We start from the raw sequence: 22,008 nt of genomic DNA on the forward strand, positions 1-22,008 counted from the left end.
CGATCACCACCGGGTTAATTCGGGAGGTATAGCGTTCAGATCGACCAACTCGTTATGAAGCTCGATCAAGCGCTTAACGGCCGGAGAATCTCCTCCTAATCGTTCAGAGAACTTGCGAACGACTACCTTGATCGGAACGTGCTCCGTTCCGAACGTCAAGTTATCGGCATGCGCCACGATCTTCTCCTCGAGGGTCTCGGGAACGTAATCTTTCGGCGGCAAACCCAGCTTCTTGGCTTCTTCCTTGGGAATACCGGCTCCGATGTGCCTCTCGACGATCCGGACGACCTCCTTTGGGTAACCGAATTCACTGACTATGTTCGCACCCACGACCGCATGATCTATGTCATGAGTACGGGCTCTGCCGATGTCGTGTAATAATGCCCCGGTGCGTACGAGGCTCAGATCTGCGTCCTCTTCGCATCTTTCAGCCATCTCTTCAGCCAAGCGACAGACGGCCTTGCAGTGCTCGATAACGTGCTTGGGGCAACCTACTCGCTCTAGGTCTCTAATAGGATCCCTCAACCGAGCCGTTCCCTGAGCTCCTCCAGCCTTCGGATCTCTACTTTTAGTTCCTCCGCTAGCCGTTCCAGCTCGCGCCTCTCCTCGGTGAGATCCACCTCTTCCAGCAATTCACCGCACTTAGGGCATCGGAACTCGTGTTCCATAGCCTCCTCGAACGACATTCTAGGGCAATCATCGTTCCCGCAGTGGAATACGGGATGAGACATGTCGTTACTGAGTGCACGCTCAACCTCTTCGAGCTCCCGTCGACGCTCCTCGAGGCACATCCTGAGGACTTCTCGAAGGTTGAGCCGCCATGAGTAGACGGGGTATCGGTACTCTTCTCGACGCTCCTTTCTGAACGTCGCAACGCCGCGTTCATGGAGCTTGTAAAGTACCTTCCGAACTTCTCTCGGGTCAACGCCCAGCTCCTCAGCTATCTCTTCGTCGATGGCCTCACGCTTGAGTATCACATCCACGGTTCTCTTCGCGACTTCAGGATCCACCCCTTTCTCACTGTCTAGGAGCGATAAAGTTACGTCTCTGAGGACCTCCAGGTCCTCTTCACCCAGATCGGCATACACGTTTGGACCCCCCACCCCCTTACTGGATGCGCTTCAAGCACGTAATAAATTTGTGTAATCGACGGAACGTGTCCTTACGCGGATGGACTATAACTGCTGAACACTCACCTTCAGCAACCATTTTTGCTGCCTCTTCGGGCTTTTCGTCGTCGATCGTGTAATGATCAATCCCGATACCCTCGATACACCTCACTCCCAACTCGTCGAGGATGCCCTTAATCCACTCCGGGGAACGCACCCCCACGAGCAAGTGCAAATCCGTCTCCGCCGCAGCCTTACCGAGACCGTGAACGACCGAGGGATGCAACTCAGGGCCGAGATCTTCCTTCCAGCCCTTCCTAGGCACCTTTCCACGGAAGAGTGCCGTGTGGAGAGGGCCACAGGCCGTCAGGTACTTAGCACCGTCGACGATGCGCAACGCGTCGTACACGGCCTCCTTAATCTTGCTCTCCGGAACTCCGGTGGCGAGAGATGTACGGTGGAGGCCGATGTAACCTGGGCTGAGGTGAAGGGCCAGCTCGTACCCCTCCTTACGTAGACTCTCGACGTATCGCACGTCGGGATGGTACTTCCGTACACTTCCAGCGATTGACCAGACGATCTTTCCGCCCAATTGTTCAACGCGCCTTCTCGCCACCTCTACTTCGGAGTTAGGTACCTCCTTCTTGGATGGATGATCGATGAACACTAGGAACTCCGACAGTCGTAGCACCCCCTATTCCAGGTAGTGCAACGGGGCCCTCCACAGCTCTTCCAGCTCCTCTCGATCCAGTGATACGTCCACGGATCCCACCGAAATCCGCAGGATACCATCTCCAGTGACCTTCCCTACCACTTGAGCCGGTATACCGGCCTCTTCAGCGGCTCCCAACACGTCGTCGGGTCGGTCCGTAGTCACGATAGCCCGACCGTGACTCTCGGACAACAGTAGGAAATCCCACCGTGACACGGAGTTCGGGACTTCGGATAGGTCCAGGGAAGCTCCTACGGATCCCAGTAGCTCGGCCACGGCTGCTAGAAGTCCTCCAGTGGACACGTCGGTGACCGAAGAAACCATATTCTGCCTCGCGATGCGGCGGAGCAGGTCGTGTAGGGCTCGCTCCCCGTCGTATCTCACGCGTGGTACCTTGCCACCCTTGATACCATGGTACTCGATGAGATACAGGGACCCGCCGAGCTCCTCCCGAGTCTCCCCTAGAACTATCACCGCTTCGCCTTCTTCGGGCTCTCGAGGGAAGTCTTCTAGATGGTCCAATCCCCGGATCACTCCCACGGCGCCTATCACGGGCGTAGGATTTACCGGGCCGTCGACTTCGTGCTCGTTGTACAGGCTCACGTTTCCTCCGACTACAGGAACCTCGAACTCGCGGGCTGCTTCTCCGAGTCCTTCGATCGATCGGCGAAGCTGGTAATAGACTCGCGGGTTTTCCGGGCTTCCGAAGTTCAAGCAGTCAACCAGGCAGAGCGGCTCCGCTCCGACGGTAGCTAGGTTACGCAACGCTTCGGCGACGCACCCTTCCGTACCTGTTTTCGGATCGATGAGCACGTGCCGTGGATTCGAATCGGTCGTTAGGGCTAAGGCCACGTCTTCTAGGCCTTCGTGCTGCAGCCACATCACGGCAGCATCGTGACCCGGTTTCACGACGGTACGTCCTTGCACCTCATAGTCATATTGTCGGTAAACCCACTCACGAAGCGCCGGCGAAACGTTTGGAGAACTCAAGACTGAGCGCACTAGATCTTCGGGGTCCGGTTCCGGCACGTCCACGTTCTCGGGGTACGAATAAGGCTTCTCCTCCCACTCGACTTCGGGAGCACCATCGGCCAGAAACTTTGCGGGAACTCGGGCGATGACGTCGTCACCGTCCTTGACCGTAAGGCAGCCGTCGTCAGTAACCCTGCCGACGACCGACGCCTCGAGACCGTACTTACGGCAGATTTCTATCACCTCGTCCACGTCCTCAGGAGCCACGACGAGCAGCATTCTCTCCTGGGATTCCGAGAGCATGATCTCCCACGGTTCCATCCCTTCCTCCCGGAGTGGGACCTTGGAGACGTCGATCTCGACGCCGGTCCCTCCATCGGCGGCCATCTCGGTTGCGGCGCACGTCAGACCGGCGGCACCTAAGTCCTTGCACCCCTTGACCAAACCACGCTCGACGGCCTCCCGGATGGCGATGATCAGTTGACGCTCCGTGAACGGGTCGCCGATCTGGACCGCCGGCCTGTCTTCTTCCTCCGATTCCTCGCCCAGCTCCTCAGAAGCGAAGGCCGCACCACCGATCCCATCGCGGCCCGTCCGAGCGCCGACTAGTATCAACACGTCTCCGGGGCAGTCTGCACGACCTCGTACGATCTCACTTCTGCGGACTATACCCACACACATAACGTTGACGAGGGGATTGCGCTCGTAAGAAGGATCGAACTCCAGCTCTCCACCCACAGTCGGGACTCCGATGCGGTTACCGTAGTCCGAGATCCCGCGGACGACACCGTCGACGAGGTAGGGGACGCGTCCCCCGTCCAGCGGGCCGAAGCGAAGCGGGTCTAGGAGAGCTATCGGAAACGCTCCCATCGACAGAACATCTCGGACGATCCCGCCGACGCCCGTCGCCGCCCCGTTGTACGGGTCCACGTAGGAGGGGTGGTTGTGACTCTCTATACCGACCACTACGGCCCATTCATCGTCGATGGCAACTACGGCGGCGTCATCACCGGGACCCACGATGACATGATCCGCCTCGCTGGGAAGCTGTCGAAGTAAGTGGCGAGTACTACGGTAGGCACAGTGTTCCGACCACATGTTCTCGAACATGGCTCGCTCCGTGGCGTTTGGGTCCCTGCCCAGTTCCTCCCGGATGAGCTCCAGATCACGTTCGTCCAACGTCAAGTCGAGACCCCTAAGGGAGTGCGTAACCTCGTCATCCCAAAACGTCGGCAGACAGCGGGTTCCTCATCGGGATAAATCGACGACGTGGTCCCACAGAGGCCTTGCGTCGATAACCTCCTCGAGTGTGCTGACGCACATAGGGCAGGGTGTGAGGATTGGTCTTCCGAGTCGTTCGTACGTCCTCACCGTGGACTCCGAGGGCTTCTTCACAAGCGCCCCGCCGCCGCAACATCGATACTTACGCGGTGGTAACTCAACGTCGGGAAGGCGCTCTAGGACGTAGTCGTCCACTCCATGCCTTACGAGGTGACACGGTGACTTATAAGCGGCACCTTTCGGCACCCCGTCGAATTCCGCTATCTCAGCGTAGTACAGCGGACGCTCTCCTACCACTTCCACACAAAAATCGTAACAGCCCGGGCAGAACACAACCACGATGTCGAAATCATCGAACATCGAGCACCACCTCTGCACTATCTCCTCGGGGACTTCCTCACCACGCTTCCGAGCGAAGTTCATACAGCAAGGTTCATCCTCGCCTAAAGTCGCCAATCCCGCGCGGCGCACGATTTCGATGACTCGTTGGAGCCACTCCGGTCGACTTCTGATCGTGCATCCTAAGATCGCCACTCCGTCACCCTGTAGGGGCTCGGATTCGTCCGCGAGCTTTCGTCCGTAGGGGGTACCTATCTGCCTGGCCTTTCGCACGGCTTCGGGGGTGGGTTCCTTCTTCCTCAGGTCGGTGATCACCTCGGTGTGGGGAACGTCGTGAGGGCACAGCTGCTCACAGAGGCCACATACCGTACAATCGGAAGCTACACTCAACGCCTCTTCGAATCGGCCCAAAGCGGCGAGCACGTTGAACGACCTCCTAGGTATATCGTTCGGACATCTGGATTCGCAAGCCCCGCAACCGTCACACCGGGCCAACACGCGCTCCCACTCCAACATCGTTTCCCCTGAGGTTCAACCGTGCTCGAATCCTTTCCACACGGGATACGGTTTAACTTCCTTCATCCCACGTTTTTCGACCCTCTTAGCGGTCTCAAGTGCAAGTTCCGCGAGTTCTTCCGGGATAAGACCGGAGTCAACGGCACGCTCCAGATCCTCCTCGTCGATTATTTCGCGCTCCCCTTCCTCGGGTTCGACGACGTCAACCTCCAAATCCACGTACCGCACGCAGTTCTTGAACACCTCCAGCGGTGTCCCTATGTTGTAGTAGCGACCCTTCAGCTCGCCGTCTTTGTTGAAATACTGGTGGACCGTAACCATGGAACCGTCTGGGAATATCGAGATGGCGTAATCACCTTCCTCAATTGGTTTGTCGATTCCATCGTAAAAGCCAGGTCCACGCATCTCACGACGCACCTTGAGGATTCCCTCCACGGGGTCATACTCTATTACCTCAGGGTTCCCACCGAGCTTCTTGACTCCTTGCCCCGGTTTCACGTGGACGATGTCGATACTATCGCCTTCGGACGGCCCTTCCGACCCAGTTAGGCACTGGATCAGGCGCTCCACAACGGCTTCCTCGTCTAGGTCATCCAGGAACGGTTCCACGGTATCTACGGCCACGCTACCGGCGAGACTGCGGCACTTGAAGTAATGATGACCTACCACAGTCGGTAGGACTTCGGAGCGCACGGAATCGAGCCTGCTTTTAGCTAGCGAATGGAGCTCTAACTCCATCTCACGCACCTCTCGGATAGGACCAGGTTCTGACATTTCCTCGGCACGCTTGAACAGCTGCTTACGTTCCTCGATTAAACCGTCGATCTCTTCCGCTAGCTCTTCCCCGGACTTGCCCTCGGCGGCGGTCCTCCAGATCAACCCCCACCCTTCCGGGACCAGCGCCTCGCCGAGACGCTTCAGACGTTCACGCTCGCGTTCGTCCCGGATTTTGCGACTGACTCTGATCCCATCAACGGGTACCAAGACAGCGTACTCGCCGGCCACCGTGACCTCCGTCGTCAGCTTGAGCGGACCGTCAGACACGGACTTCGCGACCTGTACTACGAGCTCCTCTCCTTCCTCCACGACCTCCGACTCGTCCTCGCTGAGGAAACCCTGAAGCCCGTCCCCGAGGTCTACGACGGCGACCCCAGCCCGATCATCGATTTCACGGACCACGCCCTTGAACACGCTCCCTTCTCCGATCTTGTCGACCGTAACTGTAGCCCAAACCTCCGACTGGAGGACGTTCACGAGTTCTCGAACGTCATCTGCCGGGCCCTGGATCTCGATGCCGTGTCGATTCCTCGTGTCCCGAACGTCCACGTCGGGCGAACCGGAGTCGAACTCTGCATCGGGGAACCGCCGTCTGATGTCGTCGGAGGGTTGGGTGACTGTGAACCCGTGATCCAGGCAGATCTTAGTGAGCGCCGTCGAGTATATACCACGTATCCTGACCTTACAGGACACCTAGAGCACCCCCGGGGGAAGCGGATGGGAGACCCAGAGGTTCTCCTCGAGGTCTACGAGGTGATCCGTAACCGTATCGAGGAGCGTCCGGAGGGATCTTACGTCGCGGATCTCACTGAGGGCGACGATACTAAACCGGCCATCAACAAGATCTGCGAGAAGATCATCGAGGAGTCAGGAGAGCTCATCCTCGCGGCTAAGGACGGGGACCGAGAAGGCGTAGTTTATGAATCCACCGACCTAATCTTCCACGTGTTGGTCTTACTCGCGTACCTAGGGATAGAGATAGGGGAAGTGTTCGATGAGTTCGAGCGGAGAAGGAGATGAGCTGCCAGACCTCCCGGTGCCTGAGGATTGCAAGTACGTCTACTACGTGGTCCTGTTTCAGAACCCAGAAGACAAGAACTGGGACCTTTTCGCAGTGATCCGCGGCTATCCGGGTCTTAAGGAGCTGTATGCTATAGCCGTCCACCTTGCGCGTGTGGTCGAAGACGCACTGAAGGAGGTAGACGAAAAGCTGGATGTGGAGCTCCAAATAATCCCGGTAGGAGGCGAGAAGGGCATCCCGGAGGAGAAAACCGCGAAACTGTTAGAAGCTGTCGACGGGCTCCTTGAAACAGCAGCCCAGTGTGCCAGAGGGCCCGAACGAGTGGATGACGAATTCTGAGGACGGTGACCGTCTGGGATGATCGGTGCGGGCGAGGCCGACATGGATCGAGTCGTTATCATCGGCGCAGGACCGGCAGGACTCTTCGCGGCCCGAGAAGTGGCGCTTAGGACCGAGCGAGACGTAGAGGTAGTAGTGTACGAACAAGGACCTAGCCTGGAAGACCGGCTGGAGAGCGGGGAAGTAATGCGCGGCGTGGGTGGAGCCGGTGGACTTTCAGATGGCGTGCTGAACCTCAGGCCAGACGTCGGGGGCGACTTGATTTCCATCGTAGGGGGACAAGAAGTCAGCGAACAAACTCGTCGAGTACGTCGACGAAGTCTTCCTGAAGCACGGAGCACCGAAGGAACTCAAGGTACCCGAAGGCCCGAAGGCGGAGGAGATCGCACTCCGTGCAGCGGCAGCCGATGTCGAGTTCGTCCGGATTCCACAACGTCACATCGGCTCGGACAACTTGCCGAAGGTCGTAGGATCATTGGTCCGTGAACTGGAGGAGTTAGGGGTAAAAATCGTCCCGGAAACCAGAGTCGAGAGGATCCTGGCCGACGAATGCGTGCGAGGGGTTAAGCTCGAAGACGGACGTGAGGTAGAAGCGGACTACGTCATCGCGGCTCCTGGACGTGTCGGAGCCAACTGGATGATGCGTGAGGCGAAGCGGCTGGGGCTGCGGCTAAGATACAATCCCATAGACGTCGGCGTTCGGGTTGAGATCCCTCGCATAATTTATGGAACCTGTCGTGAAAGTATCGCTCGATCCGAAGTTCCGCACCCGGACCCCAACGTACGATGATCCGGTACGGACTTTCTGTGTATGTCACGGCGGGTATGTGGTGAAGGAGAACTACGAGGGATTCGTGGGTGTAAACGGACACTCTTACCGGAGGAAGAAGTCCGAAAACACGAACTTCGCGTTCCTCGTCAGTATAGACTTGACTGAACCTGTAGAAAATACCATCGAGTACGGTAGATCGATCGGCCGATTGGCCACTACCATCGGCGGAAACAGACCGATAATTCAGCGGCTCGGCGACCTCCGCCGCGGAAGGCGGTCGACTTGGGATCGCATCAACAGGTCTCACGTTACACCTACTCTAACGGACGTCACGCCTGGGGACATCTCGATGGCACTCCCACACCGAGTCACGGTGAACATCATCGAAGGATTAGAACATCTCGACGAGGTGATACCAGGAGTAGCCTCCGATTCCACACTGCTATACGCACCGGAGATCAAGTTCTACTCGGCTCGAGTAGAAACGAACGAAAACCTGGAGACTAGAGTGGAGAACCTGTTCGTAGCCGGTGACGGCGCCGGATTATCCCGAGACATCGTGAACGCTGCCGCTACCGGAGTTATCGCCGGGCGTGCAGTCGCCGAGCGTATCGGTTAAGGGGGAAATCCATGCTATCCCACGCACTACTAGCCCTACTTATAGCCACCCAAACCGATGTTGGACACGACAATGGATGCTGCACAGTACTAGTGCACGTGCATCACGGATACGATGTAGTAGCGTACAGGAGAGACGCTAGATACCAAGCTGAAATACTGATCGTGCGCACGAAATGGGCCGGACGGAAGGCGATTAAAGAATACAAAGTTCAAGGCGGGTACTTTTGCCACACTGTAATCACGGAAGATGGATGGATAGTAACTATAGGAGGACGGGATATTCCTAAAGTGAATAGGGAACTTGAAAAACTTGGGGCAGAAATAGTATCCAGAGGCCGAATCAAGAAGGATGAAATCGAAAGAGCTGAAGAACTTCTTAAGGAGGCTAAGTGGGGACACTTCGTCGTAAAATCCCCGAGCGACGTCGTTGGAGTGGCGTCGTACGACTATAGAATCTCCTCATCGGAGGTCGACGTGTTCAGGATTAAGGACGGTGAGTACGTTAAAGTGACCAACAATCCGAGGTATTACAATCGGGGGCGATTCGAAGAGTTCGGTAAAAATCCCATCGACGCTGCCGTTAAGATCGCAGGGAAAGACCCGTACGGACTCCATCGACGGGATATAATCACGTACAAGTTAACGGTGAACAAAACGTCAAGCAGCGTCAAAGTTTGGGCTTCCTACGATGGCGGAGCGCTACTCGAAGGGGCTAACGGAGGGCCGGATCCGATCCGATTCATGGGCAAGACGGTAGAAGCCAGCGATATTCCGAGGATTCCCAAGAGGAAACCGCTAGGAGAAGTGATATTACGGGTGAGCGGAGGGCACAAGGGCGAGGGAGAGTTGCCCAATCCCGCCGCCGTAGCCGCGGCCTTGATCAGTGGAGCCGTGTTCGTGGCGTTTCTAGGACAGTTATCGCTCCAGAGGCGAAATCTTTATTAAATACCTAGAGGCGATGGAGGGCTTGGACCGAGGGCCCGCAGCTCAGCCTGGCAGAGCGCGGCCCTTGCGAGGCCGTGGCCCCGGGTTCAAATCCCGGCGGGTCCACCAACCACGAATCGTTATGTTCCTCAAAACATTTCGGACCCTCGATATCGCACGAACTAGGGGTGATGACAATGAATGGCAAGATCTTAACGGCTATAGGGGTAGCAGTATGCTTAGCATTAGCTACCGGCGTAGTAGCGTTCAACCCTGTAAGTAAAGTCAAGGAGTTCGACCCTAAGCATGCTTTAGACTTTGCTAAGAAGGTATGTAATCTAGGACCACGCTATGGAGGCAATGAGGCAGAGCTGAAAGCAGCCAACATGATGGTAGCGGAGCTGAGGAAATATGGACTTAACGTACGCAAGGAAAAAGTCGATTTAGGTGGCGGTAAATATACGTACAACGTGATAGGGGAAATTAAGGGGACTGATGAACCAAATAAGTATGTGATTGTTGGATCCCACATCGATTCGCCAGGATTCTGTGAAGGTGCTACAGATGATGCGGCAGCAATGGGAATTCAAGTCGAAATGGCACGAATACTTGCTAAGAATTTCCGTCCGAAGAAAACTGTATTGATAATTGGATTCGGTGGTGAAGAGCTATGGTTCAAAGGATCAGAGGCTTTCGTAAAGAAACACCCAGAGATTGTTAAAAATTGTGAAGCAGTAATCGACCTTAACTGTGTAGGTGCCGGACAGAATGTGTTCCTAACTCGGAAGAGTGCGAAACCGGAACCGGTAGAGGGGGATCCGAAGCTCATCAAACTTCTGGAAGAGTGTGCGAAAGAACTTGGACACCCGGTCACGGTAGGAGACACGACGTATCCGAGCGACACCTACCCGTTCTATCATAACGGGACCAAACGCGTCCCCGTGTGTCAGGTGATGAGTCAGCCGTTCGAAGTGCCACCGTGGAGTGAGTCCAACACGGCGGACAAGTTAGACCCGAAGGACATGGAGAAAGTGGGAGAAACCGTCACCCTCGCTGTTGTGAAACTGACGAATGCCGAACCCGCTTCAAAACCGCTATGGGAAGCGAAGCGCGCCGAGGAGTCCGGCGGTGCAGGTCGGCTTACGCCGGTATGGTGGGTGACCGCGCTTCTTGGAGTTGCAGCCGCACTGCTCCGGCCTCGGGGGAGATAAGATTGTACGCACTACTGATCATAGACATGATCCGCGACTTCGTAGAGGAGGGAGCCCCACTGGAGGTTCCGAAGGCACGTCAACTCGTACCCCGTATCGCCCGTCTCGCGGATGAGTTCAGAGAGCGAGGTGGTCTGGTCGTCCACGTGTGGGACGAGCACTATCCGGATGATCCGGAGTTCAAAGTGTGGGGTGAACACGCCGTTGCGGGAACGGAAGGTGCGGAACCGGTAGAAGAGCTGAAACCGAAGGACGGCGACTTAGTAGTGCGGAAGCGGAAGTATAGTGGGTTCTACGGCACGTCTTTGGACTACGACCTACGATCCAGGAACGTGAAAGAGATCTACCTCACGGGAGTGTGCACGGATATCTGCGTACTCTTCACATGCGCGGACGCGCTCATGCGAGGGTATCGAGTGTACGTAGTAAGGGACTGCGTGGCGTCACTTGAGGAGGAATCCCACAGGTTCGCTTTGAATCACATGGAAAAGCTCGGGGCTGAGGTAATCGATTCGGAGGAGGTGCTGGGGGACTGACCGCTGTGAAGAAGATACTTGCGTTGGTGGACGGTGAGCACTACATCCCCGTAACCAGAGAGGCGTTGGAGACCGTAGAGGAATTGGACCTAGGAGAACTCGTAGGTGCCGTGTTCATCGGAGGGACCGAGAAGATCAGCGAGCCCGAGACCGTCAAACGTGAGCTGGGTGTACGGGTCTGGCTACCGGAATCCGAGGGCGAGATACCGGTAGACTTGATCGTCGAGGTGATCGAGGAAGAGGACGTAGACGTGGTGCTGGACCTGAGTGACGAGCCCGTGGTCAGTCCCGACGACAGGTTTGAGATAGCCTCAGCGGTACTCTCGGCGGGAGCGGAGTACTGGTGCCCGGACCTCCGGCTGAAGCCGGTGGAGTTCCACGATGTCCTCGAGAAGCCGTCGCTTCGGATCATAGGAACAGGAAAGAGAGTCGGCAAGACCGCCGTCTCCGCCTACACCTGTCGTGTGCTCAATGCACGGGGTTACAACCCGTGCGTAGTGGTAATGGGTCGTGGAGGACCGAGGGAACCCGAAATAGTGCGTGGGGACGAGATCGAGCTGACCCCAGAGTACCTATTGAAAGAGGCCGAGAAAGGTAAGCACGCGGCGAGCGATCACTGGGAAGACGCGCTCCTCAGCAGGATTCCGACGGTCGGGTGTCGACGGTGCGCGGGTGGATTGGCGGGACGCACCTTCACCACGAACATCGTGCGCGGTGCCAAGGTAGCTAACGAGTTGCCGGCCGACTTCATCGTGGTCGAAGGCAGCGGCGCGGCCGTACCGCCGATCAAAACGGACGCGGGTATCGTGATCGTCGGGGCCAACCAGCCACTAGAGCACATCGGCGGGTACTTAGGCCCCTACAGGATCCGGATGTGCGATCTGGCTATCATCACGATGTGCGAGGAACCGATGGCGGACGACGCGAAAATCAGGAAGGTCGAGCGCACCGTCCGGGAAGCCGGAGACGGCATCGAAGTATTACTTTCGGTATTCCGACCTAAACCCACCGAGGACGTGGAGGGTAAGCGTGCGGTATTCGTAACGACGGCACCTAATGAGGTCGTCCCGAGACTCGTCGAGCACCTAGAAGAGGAATACGGGTGTGAGATCGTCGGGACGTCGCCGCACCTCAGTAACCGTCCGAAGCTCCGCAAAGACCTGAAGAAGTACATCGACGGGGCGGACGTACTGCTCGCGGAGCTGAAGGCAGCCGCCGTCGACGTGGCCACTAGGGAGGCCCTGAAGGCCGGACTGGACGTGGTGTACGTGGACAACGTCCCTATTGCCGTCGGAGGTGATTACGACCACGTGGGTGACGCCGTGGAGAACGTAGCCGAGCTGGCGATCGATCGGTTCGAGGGTTAATCACTGTCGATCCCGAGCACCACCTCAGCGAAGGCGCGCTCAACGTCTGTCCGCTCCACGAACCGGCTTCCCCGCGACGCCGCGATCTTTCCGGCCCGTTTACCGATTTCCTCCGCCAGCCGTTGGACGTGATCCCTGAGAGTTTCGGAGGCTTTCCGACTTACACGTACGTCCCCTCCGGCCGCCCTTAAGGCCCGGTCGAACGGAGCCACCGGCAACTTCTTCCGCACGCAGCTTCCACCCTACGGCACTAGGTACTCGGGAGCGTAATTATAGGTCTCGGGGGTCGGAATTGACGAAGGTACTGGTGGAGCCGGATCCGGAGGAGGTGAAGCAGCTTTCGGAGGCCCTGGGACGACAACCGGTGATACTAGCAGGGATATGTGAGGCCGAGTATTGTGGCCGTGCCGAGTCGGTGGCCGGTCCCGCACTTCGAATCGCCATGTGCAAACCGGACGGCACGTTCATCCTCCACAACGCAATGGAGAAGCGAGAACCGACCAACTGGAACCCCGCACCGTCCAGACAGTCGATCGAAGTCCGAGACGGATGTGTCGTGCTTAGATCTCGAAGACTGGACGTTCCAGAGGAAGTCGTGGTGTATTTCCACCGGGTGTTCCTAGCCTGCTCGCTGCCGAAGGAAGGGGCTAAGAGTGAGGACTCCGTGTTCTGCTTATTCAAATCCGAAGAGGACATGAAACGTGTAATCCGAGAGAATCCCAGCGTCATCGAGCCGGGATTTCGCCCCGTGAGTGAGGAAGTGGAGTGCGAAGCCGGTGTGGCTGACATGGTCGGCTACGACGAGAAAGGTAGGTTCATCGTATTAGAGCTGAAGCGAACCCGAGCTGGTGTGAGTGCGGCATCTCAGCTGCGCAGATACGTGGAAGCATTTCGAGAAGAACGATGTGAGGAAGTACGCGGAATACTGGTCGCTCCGTCCGTGACCGACAAGTGCCGACGCCTCTTAGAGAAGTACGGGCTAGAGTGCAAGAAGTTAGAACCCGAACCGCTGAGAGAGGATGGTGGTAAGAAGCAGTGCACTCTCACGGAGTTCTTGGATGGGGAGGGAGACTGATCGTGGTTAGGGTGAAGATCTGCGGTGTAACCAGGCCCGAGGATGCAGCGACAGCCGACGAGGCGGGAACCGACGCCGTCGGTTGCGTGGTAGAAGTTCCCGTTTCCACACCACGAAAAGTGTCCGCGGAGCACGCGAACGAGGTGTTCTCCGTAGTTTCACCGTTCGTGTCGAGGGTCGCAGTGCTGATGGACAACCTAGAACCTGTCGACCGGCTGGAAGAAGCCACTGCCGTGCAACTTCATGGAACGGAGGACACGGAAACCTGTGAAAAGCTCAGCGAGCTTGGATTCGACGTCATCAAGACGTTCTGGGTGGATCAGCGAGGGTCCGTATGGTTGGGAGAGGAATCGATAAGGGAAGAAGTGCTAGTTGAGTACTGTGAAGTCGTGGACGCCGTGCTCTTGGACACCAAATCCGAGGGAGGTGGAGGATCCGGTGAGCGTCACAATTGGAACGTGTCGGCACAATTGGTCAGGCGACTGAGCGTACCAGTGATCCTTGCTGGTGGTCTGAACCCGGAGAACGTCAGGGAAGCCATCGAGACCGTCAACCCGTACGCCGTCGACACATCTTCAGGGGTGGAAAAAGAGCCGGGAATCAAGGATCCTGAGGCCATAGAGAAGTTCGTGAGGGTCACCAAGTCGACTTAGTCGTGACACTGCCATATCTCATCCACACGAACCATAATATCAGCGTCCCTACTACTGCGGCCATGATGAGGTACCTGAGGATCGGTGACACGGGTGAACCCGAGGAACCACCCTGTCGTTTCAACACCTCAGCCGATGCCGCGGACCCGGTACCGTAGGTGGACACGCTGCGCGCGGGTGAGCTACCGTTTGGAGATATTCCGGAAGACTTCTGACATTTAGTCGTGATAGCCGCGGTACCCGTCACTTTCGAAAATATGTGCTCAGACGGAAAACTACGGTCCTTAGTCACGGAAGCTGAAGTAACTCCGGAAGATACGGTCGCGACTGAAGACACTCGTGTGGTAAGGATGGAGGTCGACCCTGGAGACGCCGACGTCCGCTCGCTTGACATCGTGGAACTCAGCATTGTGCTGAAGCTTGGAACGGTCGTGATTACCGGAGACACCCCCACAGAGAACGGGTTGGGGATGAGGAGTTCCACAACGGCGGTAAACTCCTCTAAGATCCCACGGAGCGCGGGGTTAAGAGCTACTGCCAAACAGCCGCACGGACCGTACTTACTCACCATCCTGGTGAACGTCTCCAACGAGAACCGTCTGGCCGTTTCCCGAAACCTTCGCACCCACTTCTCGGCTTCTTCGAGCTCTCCGAGCTGGTATAGGACCTGATAGTGGTACGACCACCTCAGCAACTTGAAGCCGAAATCGGAATCCAGAATCACGAACACCCGGCCCACTATCGACTCGACCACGTACGGGTTCAGCCTCTCCAAGTGCCGCACGACCTCTTGATCCAGGACGAACCGTTGAACGAGCTCGAAGAATAGCTGTCCCAGTACTCCGGCGATAGCTTTCTCGGCTACGGTAGTCGGATTCAATATCGTGGGAGCGAACAGTATCATCCACGACATCAACCGTGAAACTCGATCCATTAAGTCGTTGGCCTCTCCCGCGGTACGGAGCGATAGTAACCAGTCCCTGTCCATCCACAGTGAGTGAAACTCTCGGGAGAGCTCACCGAACAGCTGACGGATACGCAACGAAGACACTTCGTCGAGCACCAACGGATCGGGCAGGCCTCTTACCAGTATCGCAACGGCCAGAAGGCCACCGTAGAATTCGATCACGTCTTCCGCTAGAACACCCCAGAGCCTATCGGTCACGGGCTTCAGGACGGAATCGACGATGAGGAGGTCTATTCGGAGGAGTCCCGGGGCTGGTTCAGGACCTTCCGGGGTTAAGACGTTCTCGAGCTTGGACGAGAGGGAGCGAGCTAACGTTTCCCACTCCTCGGGTTTCAAGCGCTCCGTCGCGGCTATGACACCCATCGTGTAGTCAGCGGGACAGTAGACGCACAATGCGGCCCTGATCGCGGCCTTCTCGATCGGCGTTCCGTTCACCTGGACGTCGTAGAGGAACTTCACCGCCCATGCTGCGTACCAGAGGGGACCAGGTCGGAACGTCGGGCGCACGTCGACGTCACCTAGGGAAGCGGAGAACTTCCGGAGCACCTCTATACCTCTATCCAAGAGTTTCGGGTCCAACCGTATCGATGCCAACGATTTACGGAAGTCCGGATCCTTACACCTGTCAGGGAGGGTCTTCAACAAGTTTGCTACGGCGAAGATGTCCTTCGGGGCCCTAAGAACGGCTTCGACGTGTGACTTAAGGAGCGCCCGCCCAGCCGGCATTCGGGCGAATATCGCCTCGAGCCCCTGGCATACGAGGACCGGGGAGTAAACGGGGGATCCAGATAACACGTAACGCCCTCCCACGCGGTTGACACCGGATGATTTTAGTAGAACCGCGAGAGACAGCCCACGATCGTTGAGAACATCTGCGGCGGATAGAACGAAGAAAGTGTTCTGCTTAACAGTGACCCACCCGGAAAGCATCCACGCCGTCTCAGACGGTATCAGCTCGGGGTTCAGCAAGCAGAGCATTCTACCCGTAGGTAGCACGGAGATGTCTACGGTCGGATCACCCGGCGGGCCCATGGGCACCGACTGCCCTTCCAGAACGCGCAGGAGGTTCTCGATTTCGAGCTTAGCAGAAGTGACGATGAGATCTCTGATACGTTCCATCTCACGGTACAGCTTAGGGTAGCGAAGCCGGAGCTCCGATGGGTTACGAACGAGTGACTGCCACTCCTTCCACATGCGATCGAAGAGCTCCAGTGCCCTTTCCCCGTACTTAGCTATGTTCTCCGGTGAGAGCATCGACTCGAGGTCCTCGCCGTAGGTTTCGGACGCGAGCTTCAGGTACTCACGGAACAGCAGCGCGGAGACGTACTCACGGACCTCTTCCGAGGTCACAAGGCCGTAGACGTGCAGATGACGGGCCAACTTGACCGGCGTCGGCGATTCACCGTGAGCTTGCATGATATGCAAGTGAGAGTGGAGCTCGGAAACGAGACGGCTAAAGTCCGTCCGGGCCATCCGTTCCACGTCATTCCAAGTGAGGCCCATCCACTCATAAATCCGGGTGCGCTTGAGGAGTTCCATGATCACGGGCTTCAGCTTCTCCTCCACCTCGGGATTACCCTCGAAGACGTGGAAGCACGAGTGCAGCAGCTTTACGAGTGTGTTGAGGTAGAAGTCATAAGCCGTAGAGGGCGCGGGTGGGAGGTAGCTCAGGACCACGGCGGACGTCCTCCACTTGACGTTGTAGAGCTCGCCGTTCGTCGGACACCACAGGTACACGTGGGGTACGTCGCCTAGGAGCACGGTCGGGAAGTCGATGTGAGACAAGAACGTGCGGCGCAACGGCAGCCACTCCAGCGTACCGTGAGATCCCACGTGTACGACGACGTCCACGTGATGCTTCAGCCAGAGGTAAACTGCGAGGTAATAATGCGGCGGAGGTAGGAGCAATGAGTGGTAAGCGGCCATCCCCCAGAGTAGACCGCGTGGAGGTTGAGGTAATAGTATGATGTTTCCGAACTTCAGTCCCGGCACGACGAACTCGTCGTTGACCACCATAACATCACCCGGTGGAGGACCCCATCCGAAGATACCGGTATGGTACCGCCGTTCGAACTCGCGACCCAGATCGACGGCACGTCGGAACGCGCGCTCCAGCTCGTTATGCCCAGACTTTCCGGCGGCGTAACGGAGCAGTGCGTCGACAAGCTCCCGCAGAGCTTTCAGGACGTCGGTTGTGTCGGGTACCCCGAGGTCGTTCAGGAGAGTCTCAACGTCGCGTAACATGGCGTTCAGGTTGCGGGACAACGTCTCGAGTGATCTACCTTCCAGGGCTCGGCCTTCCAGGACTCGGTGCAAGAGCTCGGCGTATCCGTACAGGAGACCCGGAATACCGTACTCCACGTAGAGACGAACCGGCTCGGGGAGCCGATTGTACCACTTCAAGTACTCCGAGACGGGGATGGTCATGAGGTATGCGTGATGGTCGTACATGGCGCGGAGGTAGTCACCGTGCCACCAGCCCACGTTCACACCATACTTCTCGATCATCCTAGCTAGCTTTTGGGAGATTTTCTGAACTAGCTCGGCGGCCTCGTCCCAACGCCCTTCCCGCTCGAGTTGGGCTATCTTCAGGAGTTGATCATCCCAAGGCGTACTCACTCTGTAACCGGCCGCCTTCAGGTTCGCCATGATGTTGACGAGAGACCCGAAGACGTCCAATCCCGACGCCCGGATCGATTCCCTACCCGGAGGCCAGTCGTAGTACACTAGCGCGATCACCTTCCTATCGTTCGGTTTCTCGGACAGTTCTCTCCACCGATCGACTAGCTTCTGCACGATCTCGGCGTTCTGTCGATACAGCTTCCCGCCAAAGTGAGTGGGCGGCGTCACCACCTCGCCGCGGGAGTCAGGCATGATCACCTCGCGGAACAGCGCTCCGGTCGGATACCCTAAGAAGTCGGACCAGTAGACGTCAGGCTTGACACCTGCGTCGGGTGTGTGGAACTGAAGCTGCGACGATGCCGTTACCGGCATCAAGAGTGGTAGGATTGGGAGCACCACCGCTACCGTGATGCGAGGCGAGGTTCCCGGGCCCCCATTATCGCACTCGCGTTCCGCGGTTAGGAACCAGACTTTAAGACTCTAGCGTAGTGTGCTCCGCCGTATCTGCCCGCTTAATCGAATTCTGTAAGAGTTTCGGGGACGACTCCTGCGGTTTTAAGGAGAAAAGGTAATAATATTACCGCCTTAGGTAGCATAGGGGGGGTGACACTGTAGTGTCTAAGTTGTACTCCATAGTCGCCGTCGCCGCGATGGTGTTGCTAACTGGCGCCGCTGCGGACCTTCAGGAGTACAAGGAGGCGTACTCCGCCGCTGCTAAGATAGAGGAGTACGGGGAAGGAGTCAGGGATTCTCTAAACATCATCGGCGGCTTCCAGCCACCGTGCGGTCTCAAGGTGGTACCCACGGCGTACCCGTACATGGCGTTCAAGGACGATAAGGATGTTATCAGTAAGGTGTTCCAGGGCACGGACGTAGCCGAATCCGAGTCGTGGACCGAGGTCGGTCCGGGAGACTTCAGGGCGCTGATCTACGGCATTCACGAACTGGGTGAGAACTGGTTCGAGCGAGTAAAGGTGGTCGCCGATCTGGCGCAGGAGCCGGCTGATTACGCGCTGAAGGTCCACGAGGAGACCCACGCATGGGAGGGAGCAGTTGAGAAGGTCGGAGAGACCTGGGAAGACTGGGAAGCCCACAAGGGTGACGAGAACCTGAAGACAGCCATCGCGTCGCGTGTGCTGGCGGTTCTAGGACTGGTCGTGTCCGAGAACTGGCGGGCCGTCTTCAACGAGACGAACAAAGCGGCTCAAATCGCCGAAAACGTGGGTAAGGTGACGATACCGGCGGGCGTCTACGGTAACGACGACCCGATCGAGCTGGACTTCAGCAAGTGCGAGAGTCCGGAGGACGTGACTAACGTGATTAAAAACAACCTAATCAAGGTAGTGTTCGGTACCGACGATTTGACACCGGATCGCGTGATCGAGCTGATCGACTTAGAGGCCAAGCATTTCGGGCTCGGCGACAACTTCGTGGAGACCTATATGGAGGGTGGCCAGTACCAGCCGCACGAGGGTGGCTTCACGGTAGAAGATATGAAGAAAGTGATCGAGATGTTCAAGAGCGGTAATGACGTGTACGGACAGAAGCTATCCGAGGATGCCCTGGCGTTCGCGATCCTGTTTAACATCGAGGACGTTTGGGCTACCTACGAAGAGTACGTGCACCAGTACGGACACTTCTTCCCACCGGCCGAGAGCGACCTCAAGCTGGCGTGCGACAAGGTCGAGGAGAACGCGAAGACCGTCGAGAACGTGTTGGACAAGCTGAACGCGTGGGCCGATGTGGGGATCACTAAGGCTAAGTTCGAGTCGAACCCACTGGAGTGCGCACCGGCGGTCAAGGACTGGGCCGTGGGCGAGCTGTTCAACGTCGTGGAGAAACTTGAAAGGAAGAAAGTCCCGGTGAACCCAGTAGCGGTACTGGTCGGACTGCTGGCGGCGCTGGCAGTCCTCCGGCGCCGCTAGCCCAAAGTCCTTCTTTTTGTGTTTCTTCATCACTTACGATCCCGAACGGGGGTGCATGGTGTGAGGTTAGTTCATGGTGGGATACTATCTCTCGTCGCTGCCCTCTGCTTGTTGGGCGCGGTCGAGGCGGACCTCGTGAGTGATGTCCAACAGCGCTGCGAGCAGGCAGTGGATTGGCTCCTTAAGAACCAGCAACCGGACGGCGGTTGGTTGTACGAGGGGACCCAGAAATCCTCCGCAATGGACACCGGGGTGGTCCTACTGGGATTGTGCGAAGTATATGATAAGCTCCCTAAGGGTCAACAAAGTAAAGTACGAGAGGCCGTGGACCACGGCGTCGAGTTCCTGAAGAAGTGTTGGGACGACAACAGAAAGATGTTCTGGGATTACCCTAACAGAGGAGGAAGGGAAGAGTACATGCCGATGTACACCGTTCACGCGCTGATGGGTCTCATCGCTGTCGAGAAGAAGTTCCCGGATATCGCTGAAAAATACGGTGTGAGTAAATTCATCGATGAAGCCCTAAGAAAGCTGCTGAGTATGCAAAACGACGACGGATCATGGAGCAACTTCGGCCCGGGTTCGTGGCAGAACCCGGGGCGGTGTACAGGACTCGTCGTATGGTTGGCGGAGTGGTCCGGGAGGTACGGACCCAGTGACAAGCGCATCGAAAGTGGCCTTAAGTACATCGAAAGTCATCTAGGGAAGTCGCCTTTAGGTGGGATGATCTCCAGCAACGGGCCGAAGATCGACTTCACGGCTTGGGACATGCTGGCGTTCTACTTCTCGGGTAACAAGTATTACCGTGGTTTCGTGCCGAAGCTGCAGGAGGGAGTGCTAGGGTTCCAGCGTAAGGATGGTGCGTTCGCTGCTCACACGTCGGTGTACGACAGTGAGTACGGTCCGGAAGGAACCGCAGCTCCGTGTCCACACAAGACGGCGCGAGTGTTGTTCGCGTTGATGCTGACGGGAGCCGACCCGAACGACGACCGAGTGAAAAAAGCCGTGGAGTTCCTACTGAACACGAGGAGCCAATCAGAGGGAGCGTGGTTCTGGCCTACGATGAACGACCCATCGAAGCCGCAGGAAAACCCGATGAGGGCGTACTGTACGGGTTGGTGTCTAGCCGCACTGGGTGCGTGGCTGCAGAAGGCCAAGAGAGGCGGAGTACCGGTATCACCGTTGGCAGTGCTGGCGCTGGCGTTCATTCCAGCTCGTCGAGCTTGGCGGGCAGGTATTCCTTGACGACGTAGTCCAAGGAATACTTCGCGAACGCCTGCTGCTCGGCCTTCTTTCCGAGTTTTTCCAACAAATCAAGTTCTTTCTTCCAGAACGGGTCGTCGTACCGCGGATCTCGTCGTAACTCCTCTATCCTCTTGTAATCGGTCTTTTTCAGGGGTTCCGTGGGGAGGTTGTACTCGACGATGTCAGTGGCTGTGACGCCGATGAATTTAGCGTCGGGGCACGCGAGCTCCTCGTTGAGGTGAGCTGCCTTGGCGCTCCCACTCCTTATTACCATGTAAATGTGCCAGCCGTAGGGATCCCCGTCCGTGAACACGTACACTGGTAATCCCAATTCCTCGTTCAGACGTCGGAGCAATCGTCTGGTCGCCCGGGCGGCTTGACCTTTCAGCCCCACGATCAGCGCGTCCAGCTTCTCGTGAGCGCGCTCCTGGACGAGCCTACGGTACATACCCATGGTCTCGACGGCGATCACGCGTTCGGCGCCACAATCCAGTATCTCGACGTCGTCGACGTTAGGCGGAATGTTATAGCCGCTGATCCCGGCTCGCTCGGCGTGAATTTCGACACGGTTCTCCCGAACTAGTAAGTCACCGTATACGGCAGCACCGTCCTCCTCGGGCCATACACCAAACTCTTCACGCTTGAGGCCTAGCGTTGCCTCTAAGTCCTCCACGATCGCATCGCTTTCGCGCTGATCCTTGAAGTCGACTTCCCATCCTTCACTAGTGTAGTAGATTTCCCTGAGAGTAGCGGAGCGTCCCTTCTCCACGAGTTCCTTGGCGAAAGCGGCGACGCTCAGCATCTGGGCTAACTTCTTGGAGCCTTTCAGGGTGCGTGGACGGCGCTCGAGCTTATCAGGACCGAGTGTGAAGATTCCACGCTTGGGATCGTAACGGATGTTGGAAGTTGTACGCTTCGGTATTCGAACTGGTTCGTCCTTCTCCACGCACTTCATGACTTGCTTCGCGAACTCGCGGAGGCGTTGTAGCGCTTCGGACATCCTGAGGTTCCCTAGGGTGCCGTG

At 57.2% G+C, this 22,008-nt stretch carries 19 protein-coding genes, 1 tRNA gene and 1 pseudogene; 12 read left to right on the top strand and 9 right to left on the bottom strand.

Annotation, left to right across the window (positions count from 1 at the left end):
• Positions 1-3 precede the first annotated feature (3 nt).
• From BW921_RS04135 to BW921_RS04160, 6 genes are all read right to left on the bottom strand, one after another.
• On the bottom strand, positions 4-525 hold the full coding sequence (locus BW921_RS04135) for a TIGR00295 family protein (RefSeq protein WP_148688684.1): 522 nt from the start codon (positions 523-525) through the stop codon (positions 4-6).
• Positions 522-1,088, bottom strand: coding sequence for a hypothetical protein (locus BW921_RS04140; protein ID WP_168168731.1), 567 nt, complete (start codon positions 1,086-1,088; stop codon positions 522-524). The genes BW921_RS04135 and BW921_RS04140 overlap by 4 nt, the downstream gene beginning before the upstream one ends.
• A gap of 19 nt (positions 1,089-1,107) precedes the next feature.
• Complete coding sequence (locus tag BW921_RS04145; protein ID WP_148688686.1) at positions 1,108-1,800, bottom strand: hypothetical protein; 693 nt, start codon at positions 1,798-1,800, stop codon at positions 1,108-1,110.
• A gap of 3 nt (positions 1,801-1,803) precedes the next feature.
• On the bottom strand, positions 1,804-3,978 hold the full coding sequence (purL, locus tag BW921_RS04150; protein ID WP_210400426.1) for a phosphoribosylformylglycinamidine synthase subunit PurL: 2,175 nt from the start codon (positions 3,976-3,978) through the stop codon (positions 1,804-1,806).
• Positions 3,979-4,041: 63 nt separating this feature from the next.
• Positions 4,042-4,926 carry a (Fe-S)-binding protein gene (locus BW921_RS04155; RefSeq protein WP_168168732.1) on the bottom strand — a complete coding sequence of 295 codons (885 nt, stop codon included), beginning with the start codon at positions 4,924-4,926 and terminating at the stop codon, positions 4,042-4,044.
• 18 nt (positions 4,927-4,944) lie between these two features.
• On the bottom strand, positions 4,945-6,399 hold the full coding sequence (locus BW921_RS04160; protein WP_148688688.1) for a ribonuclease E/G: 1,455 nt from the start codon (positions 6,397-6,399) through the stop codon (positions 4,945-4,947).
• A 24-nt stretch (positions 6,400-6,423) separates the two neighbouring features.
• On the opposite strand from BW921_RS04160, the gene hisE reads away from it, so the two are divergent.
• The 8 genes and pseudogenes from hisE to BW921_RS04200 all read left to right on the top strand — a co-directional run bounded on the left by hisE (position 6,424) and on the right by BW921_RS04200 (position 12,497).
• Positions 6,424-6,726, top strand: a complete 303-nt coding sequence (gene hisE / locus BW921_RS04165) for a phosphoribosyl-ATP diphosphatase (protein WP_148688689.1) — start codon at positions 6,424-6,426, stop codon at positions 6,724-6,726.
• Positions 6,701-7,066: a hypothetical protein gene (locus BW921_RS04170; protein WP_148688690.1), complete on the top strand. Its 366-nt coding sequence runs from the start codon at positions 6,701-6,703 to the stop codon at positions 7,064-7,066. Before hisE ends, BW921_RS04170 begins: the two co-directional genes overlap by 26 nt.
• Positions 7,067-7,108: 42 nt before the next feature.
• Positions 7,109-8,457, top strand: a pseudogene (locus tag BW921_RS08055) (NAD(P)/FAD-dependent oxidoreductase).
• A gap of 11 nt (positions 8,458-8,468) precedes the next feature.
• Complete coding sequence (locus BW921_RS04180) at positions 8,469-9,404, top strand: hypothetical protein (protein WP_148688691.1); 936 nt, start codon at positions 8,469-8,471, stop codon at positions 9,402-9,404.
• Between the two features lie 31 nt (positions 9,405-9,435).
• Positions 9,436-9,512: transfer RNA gene (locus BW921_RS04185), tRNA-Ala, on the top strand.
• Positions 9,513-9,580: 68 nt separating this feature from the next.
• Positions 9,581-10,594 carry a M28 family metallopeptidase gene (locus tag BW921_RS04190; protein ID WP_168168733.1) on the top strand — a complete coding sequence of 338 codons (1,014 nt, stop codon included), beginning with the start codon at positions 9,581-9,583 and terminating at the stop codon, positions 10,592-10,594.
• Between the two features lie 2 nt (positions 10,595-10,596).
• Complete coding sequence (locus BW921_RS04195) at positions 10,597-11,130, top strand: cysteine hydrolase family protein (protein ID WP_088335667.1); 534 nt, start codon at positions 10,597-10,599, stop codon at positions 11,128-11,130.
• On the top strand, positions 11,127-12,497 hold the full coding sequence (locus tag BW921_RS04200; protein WP_148688693.1) for a cyclic 2,3-diphosphoglycerate synthase: 1,371 nt from the start codon (positions 11,127-11,129) through the stop codon (positions 12,495-12,497). Before BW921_RS04195 ends, BW921_RS04200 begins: the two co-directional genes overlap by 4 nt.
• Here BW921_RS04200 and BW921_RS04205 read toward each other — a convergent pair.
• Entirely contained in the window at positions 12,494-12,727 is a 234-nt protein-coding gene (locus BW921_RS04205; protein WP_088335669.1) for a histone family protein, read from the bottom strand. The two genes, BW921_RS04200 and BW921_RS04205, sit on opposite strands and share 4 nt — an antisense overlap.
• A 62-nt stretch (positions 12,728-12,789) precedes the next feature.
• Between BW921_RS04205 and nucS the strand changes: the two genes are divergently transcribed.
• Together nucS and BW921_RS04215 are read left to right on the top strand one after the other, a co-directional pair.
• Entirely contained in the window at positions 12,790-13,572 is a 783-nt protein-coding gene (gene nucS / locus BW921_RS04210; RefSeq protein ID WP_148688694.1) for an endonuclease NucS, read from the top strand.
• 2 nt (positions 13,573-13,574) lie between these two features.
• Positions 13,575-14,225, top strand: a complete 651-nt coding sequence (locus BW921_RS04215) for a phosphoribosylanthranilate isomerase (RefSeq protein WP_168168734.1) — start codon at positions 13,575-13,577, stop codon at positions 14,223-14,225.
• On the opposite strand, the gene BW921_RS04220 is transcribed toward BW921_RS04215, so the two are convergent.
• The gene (locus tag BW921_RS04220; RefSeq protein ID WP_168168735.1) at positions 14,209-18,210 is read right to left on the bottom strand and encodes a cobaltochelatase subunit CobN; all 4,002 of its coding nucleotides are present in this window, start codon (positions 18,208-18,210) and stop codon (positions 14,209-14,211) included. The two genes, BW921_RS04215 and BW921_RS04220, sit on opposite strands and share 17 nt — an antisense overlap.
• 218 nt (positions 18,211-18,428) lie before the next feature.
• Here BW921_RS04220 and BW921_RS04225 point away from each other — a divergent pair, with 218 nt between their 5' ends.
• Together BW921_RS04225 and BW921_RS04230 are read left to right on the top strand one after the other, a co-directional pair.
• Positions 18,429-19,739, top strand: coding sequence for a hypothetical protein (locus BW921_RS04225; RefSeq protein WP_148688697.1), 1,311 nt, complete (start codon positions 18,429-18,431; stop codon positions 19,737-19,739).
• Between the two features lie 60 nt (positions 19,740-19,799).
• Complete coding sequence (locus tag BW921_RS04230) at positions 19,800-20,984, top strand: prenyltransferase/squalene oxidase repeat-containing protein (protein ID WP_168168736.1); 1,185 nt, start codon at positions 19,800-19,802, stop codon at positions 20,982-20,984.
• On the opposite strand, the gene BW921_RS04235 is transcribed toward BW921_RS04230, so the two are convergent.
• Positions 20,944-21,984, bottom strand: coding sequence for a DNA topoisomerase IV subunit A (locus BW921_RS04235; RefSeq protein ID WP_148688699.1), 1,041 nt, complete (start codon positions 21,982-21,984; stop codon positions 20,944-20,946). The genes BW921_RS04230 and BW921_RS04235 overlap by 41 nt on opposite strands.
• Between the last annotated feature and the right edge of the window lie 24 nt (positions 21,985-22,008).

The sequence above is a fragment of the Methanopyrus sp. SNP6 genome, assembly GCF_002201895.1.
Classification (GTDB): Archaea; JAADCQ01; Methanopyri; order Methanopyrales; family Methanopyraceae; genus Methanopyrus.